The organism is Gemmatimonas phototrophica (assembly GCF_000695095.2).
Taxonomy (GTDB): Bacteria; Gemmatimonadota; Gemmatimonadetes; order Gemmatimonadales; family Gemmatimonadaceae; genus Gemmatimonas; species Gemmatimonas phototrophica.
Genome location: NZ_CP011454.1, coordinates 1779605 through 1797536, shown reverse-complemented (window position 1 = coordinate 1797536; position 17932 = coordinate 1779605). Strand labels below are relative to the sequence as shown.

Below are 17932 nucleotides of genomic sequence, written 5' to 3'. Positions count from 1 at the left end.
GTTCCCTGATATCCCTCCCGCCCCACACTCTCCATGCGCTCCTTGATGCTTGCCGGCGTTGCCCTCACGCTCACGGCCACGTCGGCCTTTGCCCAGGCCGGCGCCCGTCGTGCCGCGCCCAGCACGCGTGCCATTGCCGAGATGTCGCTCACCTTTGCCGATACCGCCGCCCAGCGAGCCGCCGGCAAGCCGGCGTTGGTGCGTATCGATTATGGCCAGCCGCATCTGCGTGGCCGCAAGCTGCTCACCGACAGCCTGGTCCCCATGGGCAAGGTGTGGCGTTTGGGGGCCAACGCCGCCACGCTGTTCACCACCGACGCCGATCTGGTGATTGGCGGCAAGGACGTGGCCAAGGGCCGCTACGTGGCGCAGCTGCTCCCGGAAACCACCGGCTGGACGCTCATTCTGCAGCAGGAAACCACCGGGGCCGCGCAGGTGAACGTGGCGGCGTATGACATAGCCAAGGACTACGCGCGCATTCCGCTCAAGGCCAGCACGCTCATGCACGGGATGGAGAGCCTCAGCATTACGCTCGTGCCGTCTACCGCGCCCGGTGTGCAAAAGGGTGAGCTCACCATTGCGTGGGGTACGGTATTTCTCTCCGCTGAGTGGAGCGCGAAGTAAGCACCGGCCCGGAGCGGTCACATGATATGGCAAAGGCCACCCGGAACCGGGTGGCCTTTTTCGTGCGGCGGTCGTTGTGAGCGGAAACCGCCCTCCGCGTCAGGAGCCGCGGGCCTTGTGTTCGCGTGTGGTAATCATGGCTTCCGCGAACGCCCATCCCACCAGCCGGACGACCACGTAGCAAAGCGCTGCAATACCGGCGGTGTAGGCGCCCACGGCTGCCACATCACGCGGCGCGGCCCCGCGGAGCATGTCGGTGACGAGCACGGCCATGCCGACCAGAACCACCACGGTGGCAAAGGTGACACCGAGTCGGTGTGGACTATCCTGCAGTTTTTGACTCATAAGGAGATTCTCCCGGTATTCGCGCCGCGAACGCGACGCGATGCTGCAATGGGACAGACATTGAATACTGTGAACACCCAAACATCATACGATCGGGCCAGTCAAAAGTACCAGACCATTCGTCAATTCGTCCCAACTTTTTTTGGAAGTACTGCTGGGGCCGTCACTTAGCGAGCCGGACCGTTACAGCGTCGGCGTTGGACGGCCTCCCTTTCTGGCAGTGGCGCGTTCCCCCCGAAGGTGTTGGTGGTCGGCCGAGCCCACGCCTCACGGTCACAACACAAAAGCGGCTGACTCGTGATGAGTCAGCCGCTGATGAGAGACTTCGTATTTTTTGCAGCGATAGCTGGGGGGAGACTCGAACTCCCGACCTCACGATTATGAGTCGTGCGCTCTAACCGGCTGAGCTACCCAGCCCCAAAACGGTTACCATCGAGCAGTGACGGTAATTTCAGGACGCAAATGGCCAGCCCTTTCGGACTGGCCAGATGCTATGGCGGGGGCGGGATTTGAACCCGCGACCTTCGGGTTATGAGCCCGACGAGCTACCAGGCTGCTCCACCCCGCGGCAGTCTTGGGATATTAGTCGGCAAACCCTGAGAGTCAACCCCGAGCGCGTCTATCCGACTCAATCGGTGGTTGTACTATCGGCCCGCACGCTGTCCGCGCGCGCTTTCTGCGACGGATCGTCAATCCAGTAGAGCAACTCCTTCTCGCTCTTCACCAACCCGTGCTCTTCACGCGCAATGCGTTCCATCGTGAAGTCGTCGGTGCTCACCTGCTTGAGCGTCGCATCAAGTGCCGCCACGGTGTCACGCAGCAGCCCGAGATCGGCCTCGAGCTGCGCTTTCTCCTCCCGCTGAGCCAGCAGGTCGGTGGTCCCGTATTCGCCCCCCTCCACCAAGGCCCAGAGGACGAACACCGCACCGGCGCCCCAGGCGAGGCGCCGGACCAGCACGCGACCGGGCTTCTGACTTTTCCCTGCCACGTGCGGGCTCCTTAAATGCCGAAGATGGCGCCGCCGGGATACTCGGCGTAGCCCTCGAGCTGCTCTTCGATACGCAACAGCTGGTTGTACTTGGCCACACGGTCGCTGCGCGACGGCGCGCCGGTCTTGATCTGCCCCGCCTGCGTGGCCACGGCGAGATCGGCAATGAACGTGTCTTCGGTTTCGCCGCTGCGGTGCGAAATGATGGAGTTGTAGCCGGCGCTCTTGGCCAGCTCGATGGCTTCCAGCGTTTCGGTGAGCGTGCCGATCTGGTTCACCTTGATCAGAATGGCGTTGGCCACTTCTTCTTCAATGCCCTTGGCCAGGATCTCGCTGTTCGTGCAGAACAGGTCGTCGCCCACCAGCTGGCAGCGATCCCCGATCAGTTCCGTGAGATGCTTCCATCCCTTCCAGTCGTTTTCGGCCATGCCATCTTCGATGGACACGATGGGATACTGCTCCAGCCAGCCGGCGTACAGCTCGGCCATGGCTTCCGGCGAGCGTGACGCGGCGCCGCTCTTCTTGAAGTGGTACTGGCCATCGCGGTACAGCTCACTCGCCGCCACGTCGAGCGCGAGCGCAATGTCCTGCCCCGGCGTGAAGCCGGCGGCTTCGATGGCTTCGATGATGATCTTGAGCGCGTCTTCGTCGCTGCCGAGATTGGGAGCGAAACCGCCTTCATCGCCCACACCGGTGGAGAGCTTGCGCGCCACCAGCACCTTCTTGAGCTGATGGAACACTTGCGTGCCCATGCGCAGGCCGTCGGCAAACGAATCGGTGCCGACGGGGATGATCATGAACTCCTGGAAGTCCACGGTGTTGGTCGCGTGCGCGCCGCCGTTGATGATGTTCATCATGGGCACCGGCAACGTGCGCGCCATGGGGCCGCCGAGGTAGCGATACAACGGCAGACCCACTTCGATGGAGGCGGCACGCGCCACGGCCATGGACACGCCAAGCGTAGCGTTGGCTCCCAGGCGGCCCTTGTTTTCGGTGCCGTCGAGATCGAGCAGCGCGCGGTCGATGGCGATCTGATCGGTGGCATCCATGCCTTCGAGGGCTTCGGCGATTTCGGTGTTCACATTGTTCACCGCCTGCAGCACGCCCTTGCCGCCGTAACGCGCGGCGTCACCGTCGCGCAACTCCACCGCTTCCCGCTCACCCGTGCTGGCGCCGCTGGGCACGGCCGCGCGGCCGGCCGCACCGGTCTCGAGAATGACGTCCACTTCGACAGTGGGATTGCCGCGCGAGTCGAGGATTTCGCGGGCGGAGACGGAGACGATGGGAGCCATGGTATTTGGAATGGGGAGCGTGGATGCTGGGCTTAGCGGAAAGACGGCAGACGACAGGTACGACAGACGGCAGTGAGCAGATACATCAGAATAGCTGACTCAGGCGGTGGACGGGTGAGCTTCCACGACGGCAGGCGGGCGAGAGGCGCGCTCTTCGAGAGCGGGCTCGACGCCGTAGACAGTGTTCAGGCAGTGCGCCATTCGCTCGCGGACCTGTTCAGCGAGGGCTTCGCGATCGCCGTACGTGAGTCCAGCCGTAGGAATGGGGTCCAGCAGGTGGACGTGCACGGTACCGGGTGACGCGCGGAATTCATCGCGCGGATTCACCTCGATCGTGCCGTGAATGACCACCGGAACAATTGGCGCACCGGAGGCAATGGCTAGCACAAAGGGGCCCTTCTTGAACGGTCGCAGTGTGTAGCTGCCCCCGCGGGTGCCTTCGGGATACACCAGCACGGCGTTGCCCTGCTGGATTTTCTGGGCCGCGTCTTCGTAGGCGCCAAAGGCGGCCTTGCGATTCTCGCGGTCGATGTAGATGACTCCGACCCCGCGCGCCGCCGGACCGAAGATGGGAATTTTTTCAAGTTCCCGCTTGGCCACGAAACCGTAGTGCGGCAGCACTTCAATCATGGCGGGAATGTCGAACCAGCTCACGTGGTTGGCCACGTAGAGTCGCGGTGCCCCCGACACGAGTTGCTGGTCGCCGTGCAACACCACCTTGACGCCGGCGGCGCGGAGCAGCCACCACGCCCACCAGCGCGGGCACTTTTCGTAAATGCTGTCGGGCCCCTGCTGCACGCCAAACAGCTGCGCGAGCAGCACGATGCCACCGAAGACAAGTGTCCCGATCAGCAGCGCGAGGAAAGTGAGGGCGGTCCGGACCATTCCCTGAAAAGTCGCCGGATGGCCGCGCGTAATCAACGCGTGGTGAAGTGATCGTGACCGGGAAGCGACTTTGGGGGCAAGTGGGTGTCGTCTGGCGCCACGACGATCCCCACCACGGTGATCGGCTCCCCCGACACGGCCGCCCAGCGCCCCGCCAGGGCCTCAAAAGCAGCCGGCGCTATCGTGGCCAGCAGTTCGTACTCTTCGCCGCTCACGAGGGCATTGGCGGGGGAAACACCTGGCCCCACTGGTACCCGTGCGGGGTCGAGTTGCAGTACCACACCGCTGGCGGCGCCCACATGACGTGCGTCGGCAGCCAGGCCATCGGAAATATCCACCATGGCCGATGCGCCGGCGTCGGCCAGCGCCTGCCCCTCGCGCAGCCGAGGCTGAGGCGCGGCAAAACGATCACGGGCCCACCCCGACGGTGCGGCACCGCCAAGAAAGGCCTCCAGCGCGGCACCGGGGCCACCCAGACGCCCAGTCACCACGACCAGGTCGCCCACCTGTGCTCCGCCCCGCGGCACCGCGCGCTCGGCCACCCCAATCACCGTCAGCGTGAGCGCAAAGGTGGCCCCCCGGCTAAGGTTGCCCCCCACAATGCGCGCGCCGGCGCGACGCACCTGATCACCCAGCCCATCGGCCACGGCGGCCAGCTCCGACTCCCACGACGGCGGGACCACCAGCGCCACCAGCACACATTCGGCGGCCGCTCCCATGGCCGCCAGATCGCTCAACGCGGCCGCAGCGGCACGGGCGCCCACTTCGAACGGGGTGAGCCATTCGCGGACGAAATGCACTCCTTCCACACAGGCATCGGTACTCACCACGCGGCGGCCCGCAGCCAACGGCGGCAGTACCGCAGCGTCGTCGCCAATATCGACGGCCAGCGGGCCCCACTGGGCCATGAGCTGACGGATGATGTCGAACTCCGAGCCCTGCCCCATGGTCTGATGGTCGCGAAAACCATGACGGGTGGAGACATTGCCGGTGGGCGCGTGCGGAGAGGAACCGTGGGTATTGAACATGGATCGTTCTGTGACGTTACGGCACGAGGCCGTCGGCGGTACGGCGATAACGCACCAGCCCCTGCGGTGTGGCCAGAAAGAGCCAATCGCGCTGGGCCAGCACATCGAGCACCGGCCCTGGCAGATCCACCGGCACGCGCAGCACCCGAACGGCACCGCTGACGCGCGACTGCATGATGACCCCGTCGGTCCCCGTCAGCCACATGGCCCGCTCGTCAATGGCAACGCGCAGCGGACGCCCCACCTGCAACACATCGAGTGCGCGCACCCGTGTGGGTTCAACGCCACCCTTGGGAGCGAGCGCGAGCACCGCGTCGTCGGTGGCGGCGAGCAGCACCGTGTCGCTCCAGGCCAGGCTGCGAATGGCGCGACGCAGCGCGGGATCGGCGCCGTCGGGGCGCATGAGCGACCCACCGGCCGCCGTATTGGGCGACGGGATAGCCAACAACCCGGCGTCGGTGCCCACCCACAGCGTATCACCGGTGAACTGCAGCGCGTACACCGGCGTGTTGTTGAGCAATTGCGCGCCAATGCCACGCGTGCGCGGCGCTTTGCTGTCGCTGGTGTCGTTCACATACACCAACCCCCGCAGCGTGCCGGCCCACACGCCATCGCCTCGCGGTGCCACGGCCAGCACCCGTTCATCCGCCAGGCCATCGAGCAACGTCCACGACGTGATCTCGTTGCTGCCATCGAGGCGGACCCGCACGAGACCACGGTCGGTCCCCAGCCAGGCGCGTTCCGCGCGCGTGGCCATGGCGTAGGTGCGCACCCCGATCATTGGCACGGCGATGGTGCCTTCAATCCAGCGCCAGCGCTGCAGGTCGCTGGTGGCAAAGGTCAACCCGCCCCGTCGCTCAGACTGCCCCAGTCCGGCCATCCAGACACCGTTGGCGGCGGGGGCGAGGGCGCCCACACCGGGCTCCAGCAAACCGTAGGGGAGCGACGTGCCCTGCAGGAAATTGGGATCGAGTCTAAATAACCCGTCGCCGTCGGTACCCAGCCACACTTCGCTCAGGCGGTCGGGCGACGCGGCGCCGGCCAGGAGTCCGAAAGGCCGCAACGGACGATTCGCTTGCTGAGCACGCACAAGCATCTGCGGCTGCGTGCGCAACGTGGGATACTGGGCGTACAAATCCCCCAGCGTGCGGGGCACAATGGTTTGCGCCGCGGCCGGAGCCCCGCTCATGGGCGTGGTGATCCCCACCCGTGAGACCCGCGTCCATTGGCCGCCACTGCGCACCAGCGCGTCGCCCGTACCGGAGCGGTCAAACGCAATGACCTGCGGTACGCCGGTTATGATGCTGCGCTGCAGCTGTTCAGTAAGCGGACGATACATGAGCACTCCGCCCGGCACACCCAACCAGAGCGCGTCTTCAACCGGGTCACCGGCCATGACCGTGATCTGCTGTTCGGCAATCCCCAGGTCGCGCGTGAGCGGCGGCAGCCAGCGCTCCTGAAAGCGATCGTAAATGGCAATGCCGCCGCTGCTGGCGGCAAACACGTAGCGGCGCGACACCGCGACGCCCTGCACCACCGAGTAGCTGCCAATGCGCAGTCGTTCATCCTGACGTGCGTAACTCCCGCTACCCGTGTTGCCCATGGCACTGCCTCCGGCACCCGGCGGAAGCGGGGCGCAGGAAACGGCAAGCAGCGCGCACAGGGGCGCGAACCGCAGCGGGATTGGCATGCCCCAATGTACCTGGTGCACCAGCCTAGACGGCCGGCAGCACCGCCAGCACGCCGGGGGCAGCGGTATCCCGCTCACGACCCAGCTCCGTCCAAACGAGTGGCAGCGCGGCCAGCACGTCGTCCAGCGTGCCACCACGCACACCGCCCAGTTGCACCGTGGCCGCTTCGGCGGCGCGGCCGTGCACGGTGGCGCCAACCACCGCCGCATCTCGGGCAGAGCAACCCTGCGCGAGCAGCGTGGCAATAATGCCGCTCAGGCAATCGCCACTGCCGCCGGTGGCCAGCATGGGTGTGCCGTGCGGCACCACCCAGAGCGGCTCACCGGTGGCGTCCGCAATCAACGTGGGCGTGCCCTTGAGCAAAACGGTACAATTGGCGCGCGTGGCAAACTGCTGCAGCTGTCTGGCCCGTTCCTCCACGTCATCGGGGAGAGGGACTCCCAGCAGGCGCGCGAACTCCCCGGGGTGCGGCGTACACACCACCTGCTCCGTATCGCGTGTCCAGTGGCGCAGCATGCTCGCCGTGTCGGTGCCAAGGGCATTGGCCGCATCGGCCGCCAGCCAGAGGGCGTCAGCGTCGAGCACCATCGGCGTCCCCCGATACTCATCGAGCAGTCGCTGCATCACGGTGGCCGAGTGCTTGCCGCGACCAAGCCCCGGGCCAATAGCCAGGGCATCGTAGCGCGGGTCGGCGTTGGCCTGACTGGGCGTGGGATGCGATACGCCCTCCGGTCGCTCATCGGCGCGGCGACTGGTGGGTAACGCCGGCCAACGATGCGCCAGCGCCTGCGGGACCAGCGCCTGCACCGGGAGAATGCTGGGTTCATCAACAATGGCGTGTACCAGCCCGGCCCCGGTGGCCAACGCGGCGCGGGCGGCCAGCACGATGGCTCCCGCCATGCCCACATCACCACCGGCCACTCCAACACGACCGCGAGTCCCTTTGTGGGCGTTCCACGCGATGTCGGGCAGCAATTCGTGCACCTGGCGGGCATCCGCCCATCGCCACGCGTCATCATCGACATGACCAGGCACGTCGGCAAAGCCGTGCAGTCCGATATCCAGCAACACGAGTTGCCCGCAGTGACGGCGCTGCAGCAGGGCCCCACGTTTGTAGGTGCCAAAGCTCAACGTGACATCCGCGGCCACACTGCCGTGCGCCACGTCGCCGGTGGTGGCGTTGAGACCACTTGGCACATCGAGGGCCACCACCAGCGCTCCACCGTCCTGCGCCATGGCCAGGCGTGCACACTCGGCCCAGATCCCGCCGCGGAACTCCCCCTCGTGGCCGGTGCCCAGCAACCCATCCACCACGATCCGCTCGTGACCGGTGGGGGCCCCGTGTTCCAGATACGGCGCGGCCAGCTGCGCGGCGCGATGCGCGTCGGCGCTCTTTGGCGGCAAGGCCGCATGCACACGTGCTGCAACCCCGGCCCGCGCAAGTTGCGCGGCTATGATGTACGCATCGCCGCCGTTGTTGCCGGTGCCGGCAAAAAGCGCTACGCCATGGGACAGCCGATCAGCGTGCTCCCGCAGCAGATACGCGGCGGCAACGGTGCCCGCCTGCAGCATCAAAACGAACGATGGCGTGCCACCATGAATGGCGGCGTGATCGCGCGCGGCGGCCTCGGAGGCGGTGGTGACGCGCGGGGCTCGCATAGCGGGGTCTACCGGCGCGACCGAAAGGTATCAGACGTGCGTGGTACTCCACGGATACTCGCGATCAAACGCGTCCGCGAAGTCAAAGACACCGTAAAAATCGTCGCGCGAATCCTGCGGCTGGCTGATAAGCAGGCCGAGATCGACCAGCGTGAACACGATGTCGCCAATATCGAGCGTGGAGCGGATGCCCCAGTGGTCGAGCACCACCTTGGCCATCACGCCGAAGCGCTGCAACGCCAGATCGCGACAGGCGTGCGCCAGTTCGGGACCGGTGATGTGCCGCCGTTCCGTGAGCTTCGTCTGGCTGTGCTCGAGTGCCGACAGCACAAACAGATACGCGCGCTCATCGAACCGCTGCTCACGCAGTCGGATCTGATCCATGATGCCTTCACGGAACGCCAGCTCGGTCACGCTATCCTGCTCCTCAAGTAGAACGGCCACGATTGATCGTCGTGAATACTGCAAACAGAAGCGGGCGGCCACAACTCCTGTTGGCCGCCCGCAACCTGCTTCGGTCACCACCCACACACAGCTTTGTGATGGCGCCGCATGGAACCGACGCTGTGCGAGGGAGTTATCGAACGTCCATCAATCAGACGCGCGAGACCGCCCGGTATAACGGAAATCGATCGGCGAGCGCCTTGACATCGGCCTTGACAGCCTCCACCGATGCCGCATCGTCGGGTGCGCTGAGCACCCGATCAATAAGCGCCGCAATCTGTTGCATGGCGTCGGCATCCATGCCGCGCGTGGTGACGGCCGGCGTGCCAATGCGAATACCGCTCGTGATAAACGGCGACTGCGTTTCGTTGGGCACGGTGTTCTTGTTCACCGTAATGCCCGCCTGGTCGAGCACCTTTTCCGCCACCTTGCCGGTGAGTCCCTTGTTGCGCAGATCCACCAGCATGAGGTGATTGTCGGTACCGCCACTCACGATGTGATAACCGCGATCGACCAGCGCCTGCGCGAGCACCTGCGCGTTCTGCACCACCTGCCGGCAATACGCCGTGAACGACGGCTGCAATGCCTCGTGGAACGCCACCGCCTTGCCCGCAATGACATGTTCCAGCGGACCACCCTGCATGCCGGGGAACATGGCCTTATCAATGGCCTTGGCATGCTCCGCCTTGCACAGAATGATGCCACCACGCGGGCCGCGCAGCGTCTTGTGCGTGGTGCTGGTGACCACATCGGCAAAGGGCACGGGCGACGGATACATCCCCGTGGCCGCCAGACCGGCAAAGTGCGCCATGTCCACCCAGAACAGCGCGCCCACTTCCCTGGCGATATCGGCAAACGCCTGCCAGTCGATCACTCGCGAATACGCGCTGTATCCGGCAATGATGATCTTGGGCTTATGCTCACGTGCCTGCGCGCGCATATGGTCGTAGTCAATAAGCCCGTCGCCCGTGACACCGTACGACACCGCGTTGTACAACAGCCCGGAAAAATTCACCGGCGAGCCGTGCGTGAGGTGCCCGCCCTGCGACAGGTCCATCCCGAGGAACGTCTCGCCCGGCTTCATGAACGCGAGGAACACCGCCGCGTTGGCCGAGGCCCCGCTGTGCGGCTGCACGTTGGCATGATCGGCACGAAAGAGCTGCTTGGCGCGATCGATGGCCAACTGCTCCACCTTGTCCACCACTTCGCACCCACCGTAGTAGCGCTTGCCCGGCAACCCTTCGGCGTACTTGTTGGTGAGCGTTGAGCCCACGGCTTCCATGACGGCCGGTGACACGAAGTTTTCGCTGGCAATCAGTTCCAGACCATCGCTCTGCCGCTGCGTTTCCTCAACAATGAGGTGAGCAATGTCCGGATCTACGGCCATCAGCGCATCACCGGGTGGCAGGCGATCCCACTGCGACCAGTGTGCGCTGGCTCCTTCACTCATGACGCGCTCCCCGGGGACTCGGCCCCATTCTGTTCGTTCGTCTGTTCGATCTTGTTGACGCGCGTGCCATGGCGGCCGCCTTCAAACGGCGTTTCCAGCCACGTCTTGAGAATGGCCACGGCGTCTTCGTCTGAAACGAAACGCGCCGGGAGCACCAAAACGTTCGCGTCATTGTGCTTGCGGGCGAGACCGGCAATCTCGGGGTTCCACACCACCGCCGCGCGGACCCCCGGATACCGGTTGGCCACGTAGCTCATGCCCAGGCCGGTGCCGCACAGCAGAATGCCGCGATCCACCGCGCCATCGCTCACCTGCTGCGAGAGCGGGTGCGCATAGTCGGGGTAGTCGGTGCTGGCCGTGCTGTGCGTCCCAATGTCTTCCACCTCGTAGCCCAGCTCCCCCAGCACCACCCGCAGCCGTTCCTTGAGTTCAAATCCGGCGTGGTCAGAGGCAATGGGGATGCGCTCTCCGGGGCGTGCGACGTCAACCATGGGTCAGCTCACTGGGCGTAGAGGTGTAAAAATCACACCCGACGGCGGGATGCGCCGGGGTCAGGCTTCCTTGTTGGGATACTGCGGCCACGTCCTCATCATACCGCGAACCGCGGCAATGCGCTGCTCAGCCACCCGATCAGCGGCCTTGTACGTGGGAATTCCCGTGCTTTTGGCCAGGGTAAAGACGCTGAGCACGGTCTCGTAAATCTCGTCGGCCTTGCGCAGGGAGCGATCGGCGCTCCAGCCGGTGAGTTCGCTGTACACGTTGATCACACCACCGGCGTTGGCCACATAGTCGGGAGCGTACAGAATGCCCCGGCTTTCCAGCTCGTCGCCGTGACGGTCTTCCAGCAGCTGGTTGTTGGCCGCGCCCGAAACGATCTCGACGCTCAGCTGCGGAATGGTGTCGTCGTTGAGGATACCGCCCAACGCACAGGGAGCGAAAATATCCGCTTTGGCGGCGTAGATATCGGCGAGCGCCACCGAGGTGGCGCCGAACTCCTGCACCACGCGGTCGATGCGACCGGCATCGATATCCGTGACCAGCAGACGGGCCCCGGCAACATGCAGTTCGCGCGCCAGATAATAGCCCACGTGCCCCAGCCCCTGAATGGCGACCGTGCGCCCGGTGAGCTCCTTGCTCCCCCACTTCTGGAAGGCCGAAGCCTGGATGGCGCGGAAGACCCCACGGGCCGTCACGCTGGACGGATCGCCCGACTTGGAACCGATACCGGTGACATGGGTGGTTTCCATATGCACGAAGTCCATGTCTTCCACGGTCGTGCCCACGTCTTCGGCCGTCACATACCGGCCGCCCAGCGAATCCACAAACCGGCCGTGCGCACGGAAGAGCATCTCGCGCTGCGCCGTCTTGTTGTTGCCAATGATGACAGACTTGCCGCCGCCCAGATTGAGCCCGGCCACGGCGTTCTTGTAGGTCATCCCCCGCGACAGTCTCAGCGCGTCAATGACGGCTTCTTCGTCGGAGGCGTAGTTCCAGAACCGGCAGCCGCCGAGGGCGGGGCCGAGTGTGGTGTCGTGAATGGCAATGATGCCGCGATAGCCGGACGCCTTGTCGTGGCAGAAAACCACCTGCTCATGACCCATCTCGGCGATGGTGTCGAAGTAATGCATGAAAGACTCGAAAAGATCAGTCGGGGAGTGATCCGTCGGCGGCCGCCGCAGCGGCCAGCGTTTCACGCGAGATGACAATGCGTTGGATCTCCGACGTGCCTTCGTAGATCTCCGTCACCTTGGCGTCGCGCATGTGGCGCTCGACGGGGTAGTCGGTCACGTAGCCATAGCCGCCGTGAATCTGCACGGCCTGCGTGGTGACCCACATGGCGGTCTCGGTGGCAAAGAGCTTCGCCATGCTGCTGAAGCGCGTGATCTTCTCACCGCGCTCTTTGGCGGCCGCCGCGGCATGCAACAGCGTGCGGGAGGCCGTAATGCGAGTGGCCATATCGGCAATCTTGAACTGAATGGCCTGAAACTCGCCGATGTTCTTGCCGAACTGCTTGCGCTCACCCACGTACTTGATGCTGGCCTCAAGCGCGGCGCGCGCAATGCCAATGGCCTGCGCGGCAATGCCCAGCCGCCCGTGGTCGAGGGAGCCCAGCGCGTAGGTGAGCCCTTTGCCTTCGTCGCCCAGCAAACGGTCTGCCGGTACCCGGCAGTTGTCGAGCACGATTTGGAGCGTGGGCGATGCCCGCAGCCCCATCTTGTTTTCTTTCTTGGTGAGATGGAAGCCCGGCAGGTCGGGGGTGAGGATGAACGTGCTGATCCCCTTGGTACCCTTGCGGGCGTCGGAGCTATCGGTGCGCGCCATGCACAGAATGACCCCGGCTTCGTTGCCGTGCGACACCCACGCCTTGGTGCCATTGAGCACCCAGCTGTCGCCATCGCGTATTGCCTGCGTGCGCAAACTGGCCGCATCGGAACCGGCCTCGGGTTCCGAAAGCGCAAAGGCGCCCAACAATTCGCCGCGCGCCATGGGCGGCAGGAACTGGGCGCGCTGCGCGTCGTTACCGAAGTTGAGAATCATCTGCGTGGGCAGCGAATTGTGCACACTCAGTGTGACCGCCGCCGTAGCATCGCCCACGGCAATTTCTTCGAGCGCCAGCAGATAGCTCTGGGCGTCGAGGCCAAGGCCATCGTACTGCTCGGGAATGAGCATGCCGAGAAAACCCATTTCGGCCATTTGCGTGATCATCACGCGGTCGAAGCGGGATTCGCGGTCGCGTTCGCCCGCCAGCGCTACGAGCTCACGCTGCGCATAGTCGCGGGCGAGCTGCTGAATGTCGCGCTGCGTGTCGGTGAGCTGAATGAGTGACATGCGTTAGTACTGGTAAAAGCCGCGGCCGCTCTTGCGACCATACCAACCAGCCGCCACGTACTTCCGCAGCAGCGGACACGGGCGGTACTTGGGGTCACCCAGCCCTTCGTGCAGCACTTCCAGAATGGCCAGGCAGGTATCGAGGCCAATGAAATCGGCCAGCGTCAGCGGTCCCATGGGATGGTTCATGCCGAGCTTCATGACCGTGTCGATGGCGTCGGGTGTCCCCACCCCTTCCATGACGCAGTAGATGGCCTCGTTGATCATGGGCATCAGAATGCGATTGGCCACGAAGCCCGGGAAATCATTCACTTCCACCGGCGTCTTGCCCAGCGCGCGCGACAGCGCCATGACCTGCTGTGTGGTGTCGTCGCTCGTGGCGAGGCCACGAATGACTTCCACGAGCTGCATGACCGGCACGGGGTTCATGAAGTGCATGCCAATCACCAGTTCGGGGCGCTTGGTGCGCGCGGCGATTTCCGTGATGGAAATGGAGCTGGTGTTACTGGCCAGGATGGCGCCGGCGGGAGCCAGTCGATCAAGGTCTTCGAAGATGCGGAACTTGAGGTCGGTGCGTTCCGTGGCCGCTTCCACCACGATCTGGGCATCGGCAACGGCGTCGAGCGCGGTGGCGGTGTGAATGCGCGCCAACGCGCTTTCTGCCGCACTGGACTCGAGAGCGCCCTTTTTCACTTGCCGATCGAGATTCTTGGCAATGGTGTCGCGGCCGCGGGCCAGCGCATCGGCGCTCACATCAATCATGGTCACGTCATGACCACTGACGGCAAAGACATGGGCAATGCCATTGCCCATCTGCCCCGCTCCCACCACCGCCGCGCGCTGCACGGCATTCACCGACTCGGACATATCGCTTCAGCTCCTGATCATCAACGAAGGGTGTGCTGTCTGAACCTGCTGTTGTGTTCTGCCAGACCAGATCGCGGCGGCGCCCATAACGAGTGCTGCCACCAGTCCGCCTTCCGGTCCCCAACTGCCACCGGTCAACCACTCCGGTCCACTGACGACGGCTCGGTACCCCGGTGTGGAGAAGGGCAACCCGCTGACCGGCACATGCAGCACCGCGGCCATGACCCAGTTCCAGGCGAAGTGCGCGGTAAACGCACCGGGCAGCCCCACCCGCTCACGCACCAGACACAGACACCAGCCAGCCAGCATCACGATGAGCGTGGTGCGAACACCAGCGCCGGGATTGGTGAGATGCACCAGACCAAACGCCACACTGCTGGCCGCACGTGCCAACCACGGCCCCTGCCCCTCCGGGGTCGCCTCCACGGCCACCCCGTACAGGTAGCCGCGAAAGGCCAGTTCCTCCCACAGCGCGGCCGGTGCCAGCACGATCGCCAGCCGCAGCGCCGTGCCACTCCAACTCTCCCCCACAAAGGCCAGCGCATCCACCGTCTCGAAGCGCAACTGCCGAGCCATCCAGAGCACCGCCGCGGTCACCACGATCGCGGCGGTTCCCACGAGGGCGCCGCCCACCACCGGACGCAGGCGCCAGACGCCCTCGCCCAGCCCCATGAGCGACCACGGCACCTCGTCCATGAATCGAAAGCCCACCCAGCAGCCCCCCAACACCCCCACCAGCATGCTGAACGGATAGAGCGGAATGGGCTCACCCAGCGCGCGCGACAGCATCGCAAAGAGCGGCGCCGCCAGTGACTCAAAGATCCCCTGGGCGAGGATCCAGGCCACGGCGAAACTGCCCAGTCGCCAGAGGACGCGCGCGGCGACCTTCACGACCAGTGACGCCGGATCAGGAAACCCGTTCCACCGACAACGCGACCGCGTCGCCACCACCCAGACAGAGCGTGGCCAATCCGGTGCGCAGGTCGCGGTCAATGAGCGCGTGCAGCAGCGTGACCAGGACACGGGTGCCGCTGGCCCCAATGGGATGGCCCAACGCAATGGCGCCGCCGTTCACGTTCACGCGGCTGGCATCCCACTCGAGCCCCTGACCGTCAGCCAGCGCCTGGCTGGCAAAGGCTTCGTTGGCTTCGATGAGATCGTAATCACCCATGGTGGTGCCGGCCTTGGCCATGAGATTCTTCACCGCCGTAATGGGCGCAAAGAACAGGTCACGCGGATCGCCGGCGCCGGTGGCATACGCCGTAATGCGGGCGAGAATCGTAAGGCCATGCTCGCGGGCGTACGCCTCGCTGGTCACCACCACTGCCGCCGCTCCATCATTGAGCGACGAGGCGTTACCTGCTGTCACCGACAGCGTGCTGTTGTCGCCCTTGCCCGGGAAGGCCGGCCGCAACTTGGCGAGCGAGTCGGCGGTGGTGTCGGCACGTGGCCCTTCGTCGGTATCCACCACCGTGGGGCCTTTGCGACCGGGGATCTCCACCGGCACAATTTCCGCCGCAAACTTGCCGCCCTGCTGCGCTGCGACCGCCTTGGCGTGCGAGCCGGCCGCAAAGGCATCCTGCGCCTCTCGCGAAACGCCCGCCTTGGTGGCGGTGTACTCGGCGTGCGATCCCATGTGCACATCGCAGGTGGGGCACCAGAGCCCGTCCTTGATCATGCCGTCCACCATGGTCTGATCGCCGATCTTTACTCCCCCCCGCATACCGTACACGTAGTGCGGCGCGTTGCTCATGCTTTCCTGTCCGCCGGCCACAATCACCTGCGCATCTCCGGCCTTGATGGCCTGAGCCGCCAGCATGACCGCCTTGAGACCAGAGCCGCACACCTTGTTCACGGTGAGCGCCGACGCCGTGCTCGGCACGCCGGCCTTGAGCATGGCCTGCCGGGCCGGCGCCTGCCCCGTGCCGCCCTGCAGCACGTGGCCCATGATGACTTCCTGCACCTGATCGGGCGCGACACCGCTACGCAGGAGCGCCGCTTTGATGGCAATGGCGCCGAGGTCGGGCGCCCCGAGGGAGGCGAGGCCTCCGAGATACCGGCCAATCGGGGTGCGCGCGGCACCGACGATCACGGGCTGGCGGGAAAGGTCAGACATGAGTGTGGTGACGGACAGATGGGAAGACTGGGGAGTGGGACAGCCTTCAAAGCTAACGAATACGCCATCAGGTTTGGCGTTTACTGAAAATGCCGATCAGCCCTGTGACGGGGCGCGGGGGGAGAGCGACCGCGCAGTGCGGCTGGCCGCTTCCCAGGAGCGAGGCCCCACTGGACCTGCGAGGCCACATTCCCGAGTTTGCAGCATGCGTACCGCCCTACCGCTTCTCCTGCTGCTCCTCCCGGCCTTGGCCGGCGCCCAGGTTCGCCAACCTCCCCGCAAGCCGGCGCCGCCGCCCAAGCCGGTCGCGGTGCCGGCCAAAGCGCCAGCAATCCAGATCCCGTTGGCTCGTATCACCGGCGAGGTGTACGACAGCATCGCCGGTGGCCCGCTGGTCGGGGCCACTGTGCAGTTCGTGGAATCGGAGAACCCGGCCAACGTGCGCTCGGTACGCACCGATTCGGTGGGGCTGTTCGTGCTCGATTCCATGCGCGTGGGCACCTACATCGTGGGGATGATTCACGAGCAGGTGGATCGCCTCGGGCTCGAGAGCCGGGTGATTCAGGTGAACATTGTGGGCAGCGGAGATGTGTCGCTGTCACTGGGGTTGCCGTCGCCGGCCACCATGTTGGCCAATGTGTGTGGTGGCCAGGGCGCCGGGATGGAGAAGGGGGCGTTCATGGGCGTAGTACGTTCAGCGCGGGGAACGCCTCTGGAAGGCAATGCCCGCGTGCGGGTGCAGTATCTGGAGACCACCGTGTCTCCGACCGGCGTGTCGCGACGTTTCCCCTCGCGCTTTGCGGACGCGACCCCCAGCGGCGCCTTTCTGCTGTGCGGGGTGCCCTCAGATGCCACAATCACCACCCGTGCGTACGCCGGGATAGACTCGAGCGGCGTGGTGGAACTTCCCATGCCGCGCCATGGACTGCTCTTGCGCGACCTGTACGTGGCCAATCCGCAGCGCATTGTAAAACCGCCTGCCGGTCCCACCGAACGCCCGCAGACGTTGCTGAAGGGTACCAGCAAGGTGCGGGGCATCGTGCGCGACAGTGCGGGCAAACCTCTGGTGGGTGCTCGTGTATCGGTCCCCGGGACCGGCACCGAGGGGACGTCGGGCGGCGGCGGGGCGTTCACCTTTGACCAGTTGCCCGGCGGGTCGTGGATGGTGGAGGCCCGCGCGGTAGGATTTGAGCCGCGGCGCGTGGCCGTGGACCTCATCGACGGCACGGAGTCAGCGGCCGAAATCAGCCTTGAAGGATTGGCCCCTCGCCTGGATACGGTGCGCGTGCAGGCCGATCGCTGGACGCGCGAAATGGGCGCCTTTGAGGAACGCAAAAAGCAGGGCGGCGGCTATTTCATGGACGACCAGCAACTCGAGCGGCGCAACGCCCTGTTCGTTGGCGACATCATGCGCAGCATGCCGGGCATTTCCGTGCAGCCCGGCGCCAACGGCGGCCGCGACCGCGTGCTCATGCGCGGATCCGCCGGCGCCGGCTCATGCGTTCCCGCCGTGTTTCTCAACGGCATGAACACCCCGGTACCGGACGGCGTCATTGACGGCCTGGTGTCCGCCCCCGAGGTGCGCGCCGTGGAGGTGTACACCCGGAACGGATCAACACCGCCGCAATTTCAGAGTCGCAACGGCTGCGGCAGCATTGTCATCTGGACGGGTCAGCGACGCCGCCCTGGCGATCGCTGAGGCCCGTCCAGGCAG

The 17932-nt window shown here is 65.3% G+C and carries 17 protein-coding genes and 2 tRNA genes; 2 read left to right on the top strand and 17 right to left on the bottom strand.

The annotated features are described in order from the left end of the window. Positions 1–33 precede the first annotated feature (33 nt). On the top strand, positions 34–624 hold the full coding sequence (locus GEMMAAP_RS07480) for a DUF2911 domain-containing protein (RefSeq protein ID WP_053334385.1): 591 nt from the start codon (positions 34–36) through the stop codon (positions 622–624). A 99-nt stretch (positions 625–723) separates the two neighbouring features. On the opposite strand, the gene GEMMAAP_RS07475 is transcribed toward GEMMAAP_RS07480, so the two are convergent. From GEMMAAP_RS07475 to GEMMAAP_RS07395, 17 genes are all read right to left on the bottom strand, one after another. Next, positions 724–969, bottom strand: coding sequence for a hypothetical protein (locus tag GEMMAAP_RS07475; protein WP_026850463.1), 246 nt, complete (start codon positions 967–969; stop codon positions 724–726). Positions 970–1312: 343 nt separating this feature from the next. After that, positions 1313–1386 (bottom strand) — tRNA-Met (locus GEMMAAP_RS07470). A gap of 77 nt (positions 1387–1463) precedes the next feature. Continuing rightward, a tRNA-Met gene (locus tag GEMMAAP_RS07465) sits at positions 1464–1537 on the bottom strand. Positions 1538–1597: 60 nt separating this feature from the next. Beyond that, on the bottom strand, positions 1598–1957 hold the full coding sequence (locus GEMMAAP_RS07460) for an FtsB family cell division protein (RefSeq protein WP_026850462.1): 360 nt from the start codon (positions 1955–1957) through the stop codon (positions 1598–1600). An 11-nt stretch (positions 1958–1968) separates the two neighbouring features. Beyond that, positions 1969–3249, bottom strand: coding sequence for a phosphopyruvate hydratase (gene eno, locus GEMMAAP_RS07455; protein ID WP_026850461.1), 1281 nt, complete (start codon positions 3247–3249; stop codon positions 1969–1971). Between the two features lie 99 nt (positions 3250–3348). Next, positions 3349–4134, bottom strand: coding sequence for a lysophospholipid acyltransferase family protein (locus GEMMAAP_RS07450; RefSeq protein ID WP_053334384.1), 786 nt, complete (start codon positions 4132–4134; stop codon positions 3349–3351). 32 nt (positions 4135–4166) lie between these two features. After that, positions 4167–5162: a thiamine-phosphate kinase gene (gene thiL, locus GEMMAAP_RS07445; protein WP_053334383.1), complete on the bottom strand. Its 996-nt coding sequence runs from the start codon at positions 5160–5162 to the stop codon at positions 4167–4169. A 16-nt stretch (positions 5163–5178) separates the two neighbouring features. Next, complete coding sequence (locus GEMMAAP_RS07440; protein WP_026850460.1) at positions 5179–6852, bottom strand: ligand-binding sensor domain-containing protein; 1674 nt, start codon at positions 6850–6852, stop codon at positions 5179–5181. Positions 6853–6877: 25 nt separating this feature from the next. Further along, on the bottom strand, positions 6878–8512 hold the full coding sequence (locus tag GEMMAAP_RS07435) for a bifunctional ADP-dependent NAD(P)H-hydrate dehydratase/NAD(P)H-hydrate epimerase (protein WP_053334382.1): 1635 nt from the start codon (positions 8510–8512) through the stop codon (positions 6878–6880). A gap of 30 nt (positions 8513–8542) precedes the next feature. Further along, complete coding sequence (locus tag GEMMAAP_RS07430; RefSeq protein WP_145979046.1) at positions 8543–8956, bottom strand: Minf_1886 family protein; 414 nt, start codon at positions 8954–8956, stop codon at positions 8543–8545. Positions 8957–9107: 151 nt separating this feature from the next. Next, the gene (locus GEMMAAP_RS07425) at positions 9108–10364 is read right to left on the bottom strand and encodes a serine hydroxymethyltransferase (protein WP_026850459.1); all 1257 of its coding nucleotides are present in this window, start codon (positions 10362–10364) and stop codon (positions 9108–9110) included. A 38-nt stretch (positions 10365–10402) separates the two neighbouring features. Beyond that, entirely contained in the window at positions 10403–10897 is a 495-nt protein-coding gene (rpiB, locus tag GEMMAAP_RS07420; protein WP_026850458.1) for a ribose 5-phosphate isomerase B, read from the bottom strand. 60 nt (positions 10898–10957) lie between these two features. Beyond that, a complete protein-coding gene (locus tag GEMMAAP_RS07415) occupies positions 10958–12034 on the bottom strand; it encodes a Glu/Leu/Phe/Val dehydrogenase dimerization domain-containing protein (RefSeq protein ID WP_026850457.1) in 1077 nt (358 codons plus the stop codon). Between the two features lie 16 nt (positions 12035–12050). Further along, complete coding sequence (locus GEMMAAP_RS07410) at positions 12051–13235, bottom strand: acyl-CoA dehydrogenase (RefSeq protein WP_026850456.1); 1185 nt, start codon at positions 13233–13235, stop codon at positions 12051–12053. Positions 13236–13238: 3 nt separating this feature from the next. Next, complete coding sequence (locus GEMMAAP_RS07405) at positions 13239–14102, bottom strand: 3-hydroxybutyryl-CoA dehydrogenase (RefSeq protein ID WP_026850455.1); 864 nt, start codon at positions 14100–14102, stop codon at positions 13239–13241. 6 nt (positions 14103–14108) lie between these two features. Next, positions 14109–14993, bottom strand: coding sequence for a CPBP family intramembrane glutamic endopeptidase (locus GEMMAAP_RS07400; protein WP_053334380.1), 885 nt, complete (start codon positions 14991–14993; stop codon positions 14109–14111). Between the two features lie 16 nt (positions 14994–15009). Further along, positions 15010–16218, bottom strand: a complete 1209-nt coding sequence (locus tag GEMMAAP_RS07395) for an acetyl-CoA C-acetyltransferase (RefSeq protein WP_026850454.1) — start codon at positions 16216–16218, stop codon at positions 15010–15012. A gap of 205 nt (positions 16219–16423) precedes the next feature. Here GEMMAAP_RS07395 and GEMMAAP_RS07390 point away from each other — a divergent pair, with 205 nt between their 5' ends. Beyond that, positions 16424–17917, top strand: a complete 1494-nt coding sequence (locus tag GEMMAAP_RS07390) for a carboxypeptidase regulatory-like domain-containing protein (protein WP_026850453.1) — start codon at positions 16424–16426, stop codon at positions 17915–17917. Positions 17918–17932 lie beyond the last annotated feature (15 nt).

What these genes read in the sequence shown, in the direction of transcription:
- GEMMAAP_RS07480 (WP_053334385.1), top strand. Translation starts at nt 34, where the DNA reads ATGCGCTCCTTGATGCTTGCCGGCGTTGCCCTCACGCTCACGGCCACG.
- GEMMAAP_RS07475 (WP_026850463.1), bottom strand. Translation starts at nt 969, where the DNA reads ATGAGTCAAAAACTGCAGGATAGTCCACACCGACTCGGTGTCACCTTT.
- eno (WP_026850461.1), bottom strand. Translation starts at nt 3,249, where the DNA reads ATGGCTCCCATCGTCTCCGTCTCCGCCCGCGAAATCCTCGACTCGCGC.
- GEMMAAP_RS07450 (WP_053334384.1), bottom strand. Translation starts at nt 4,134, where the DNA reads ATGGTCCGGACCGCCCTCACTTTCCTCGCGCTGCTGATCGGGACACTT.
- thiL (WP_053334383.1), bottom strand. Translation starts at nt 5,162, where the DNA reads ATGTTCAATACCCACGGTTCCTCTCCGCACGCGCCCACCGGCAATGTC.
- GEMMAAP_RS07440 (WP_026850460.1), bottom strand. Translation starts at nt 6,852, where the DNA reads ATGCCAATCCCGCTGCGGTTCGCGCCCCTGTGCGCGCTGCTTGCCGTT.
- GEMMAAP_RS07435 (WP_053334382.1), bottom strand. Translation starts at nt 8,512, where the DNA reads ATGCGAGCCCCGCGCGTCACCACCGCCTCCGAGGCCGCCGCGCGCGAT.
- rpiB (WP_026850458.1), bottom strand. Translation starts at nt 10,897, where the DNA reads ATGGTTGACGTCGCACGCCCCGGAGAGCGCATCCCCATTGCCTCTGAC.
- GEMMAAP_RS07415 (WP_026850457.1), bottom strand. Translation starts at nt 12,034, where the DNA reads ATGCATTACTTCGACACCATCGCCGAGATGGGTCATGAGCAGGTGGTT.
- GEMMAAP_RS07410 (WP_026850456.1), bottom strand. Translation starts at nt 13,235, where the DNA reads ATGTCACTCATTCAGCTCACCGACACGCAGCGCGACATTCAGCAGCTC.
- GEMMAAP_RS07405 (WP_026850455.1), bottom strand. Translation starts at nt 14,102, where the DNA reads ATGTCCGAGTCGGTGAATGCCGTGCAGCGCGCGGCGGTGGTGGGAGCG.
- GEMMAAP_RS07395 (WP_026850454.1), bottom strand. Translation starts at nt 16,218, where the DNA reads ATGTCTGACCTTTCCCGCCAGCCCGTGATCGTCGGTGCCGCGCGCACC.
- GEMMAAP_RS07390 (WP_026850453.1), top strand. Translation starts at nt 16,424, where the DNA reads ATGCGTACCGCCCTACCGCTTCTCCTGCTGCTCCTCCCGGCCTTGGCC.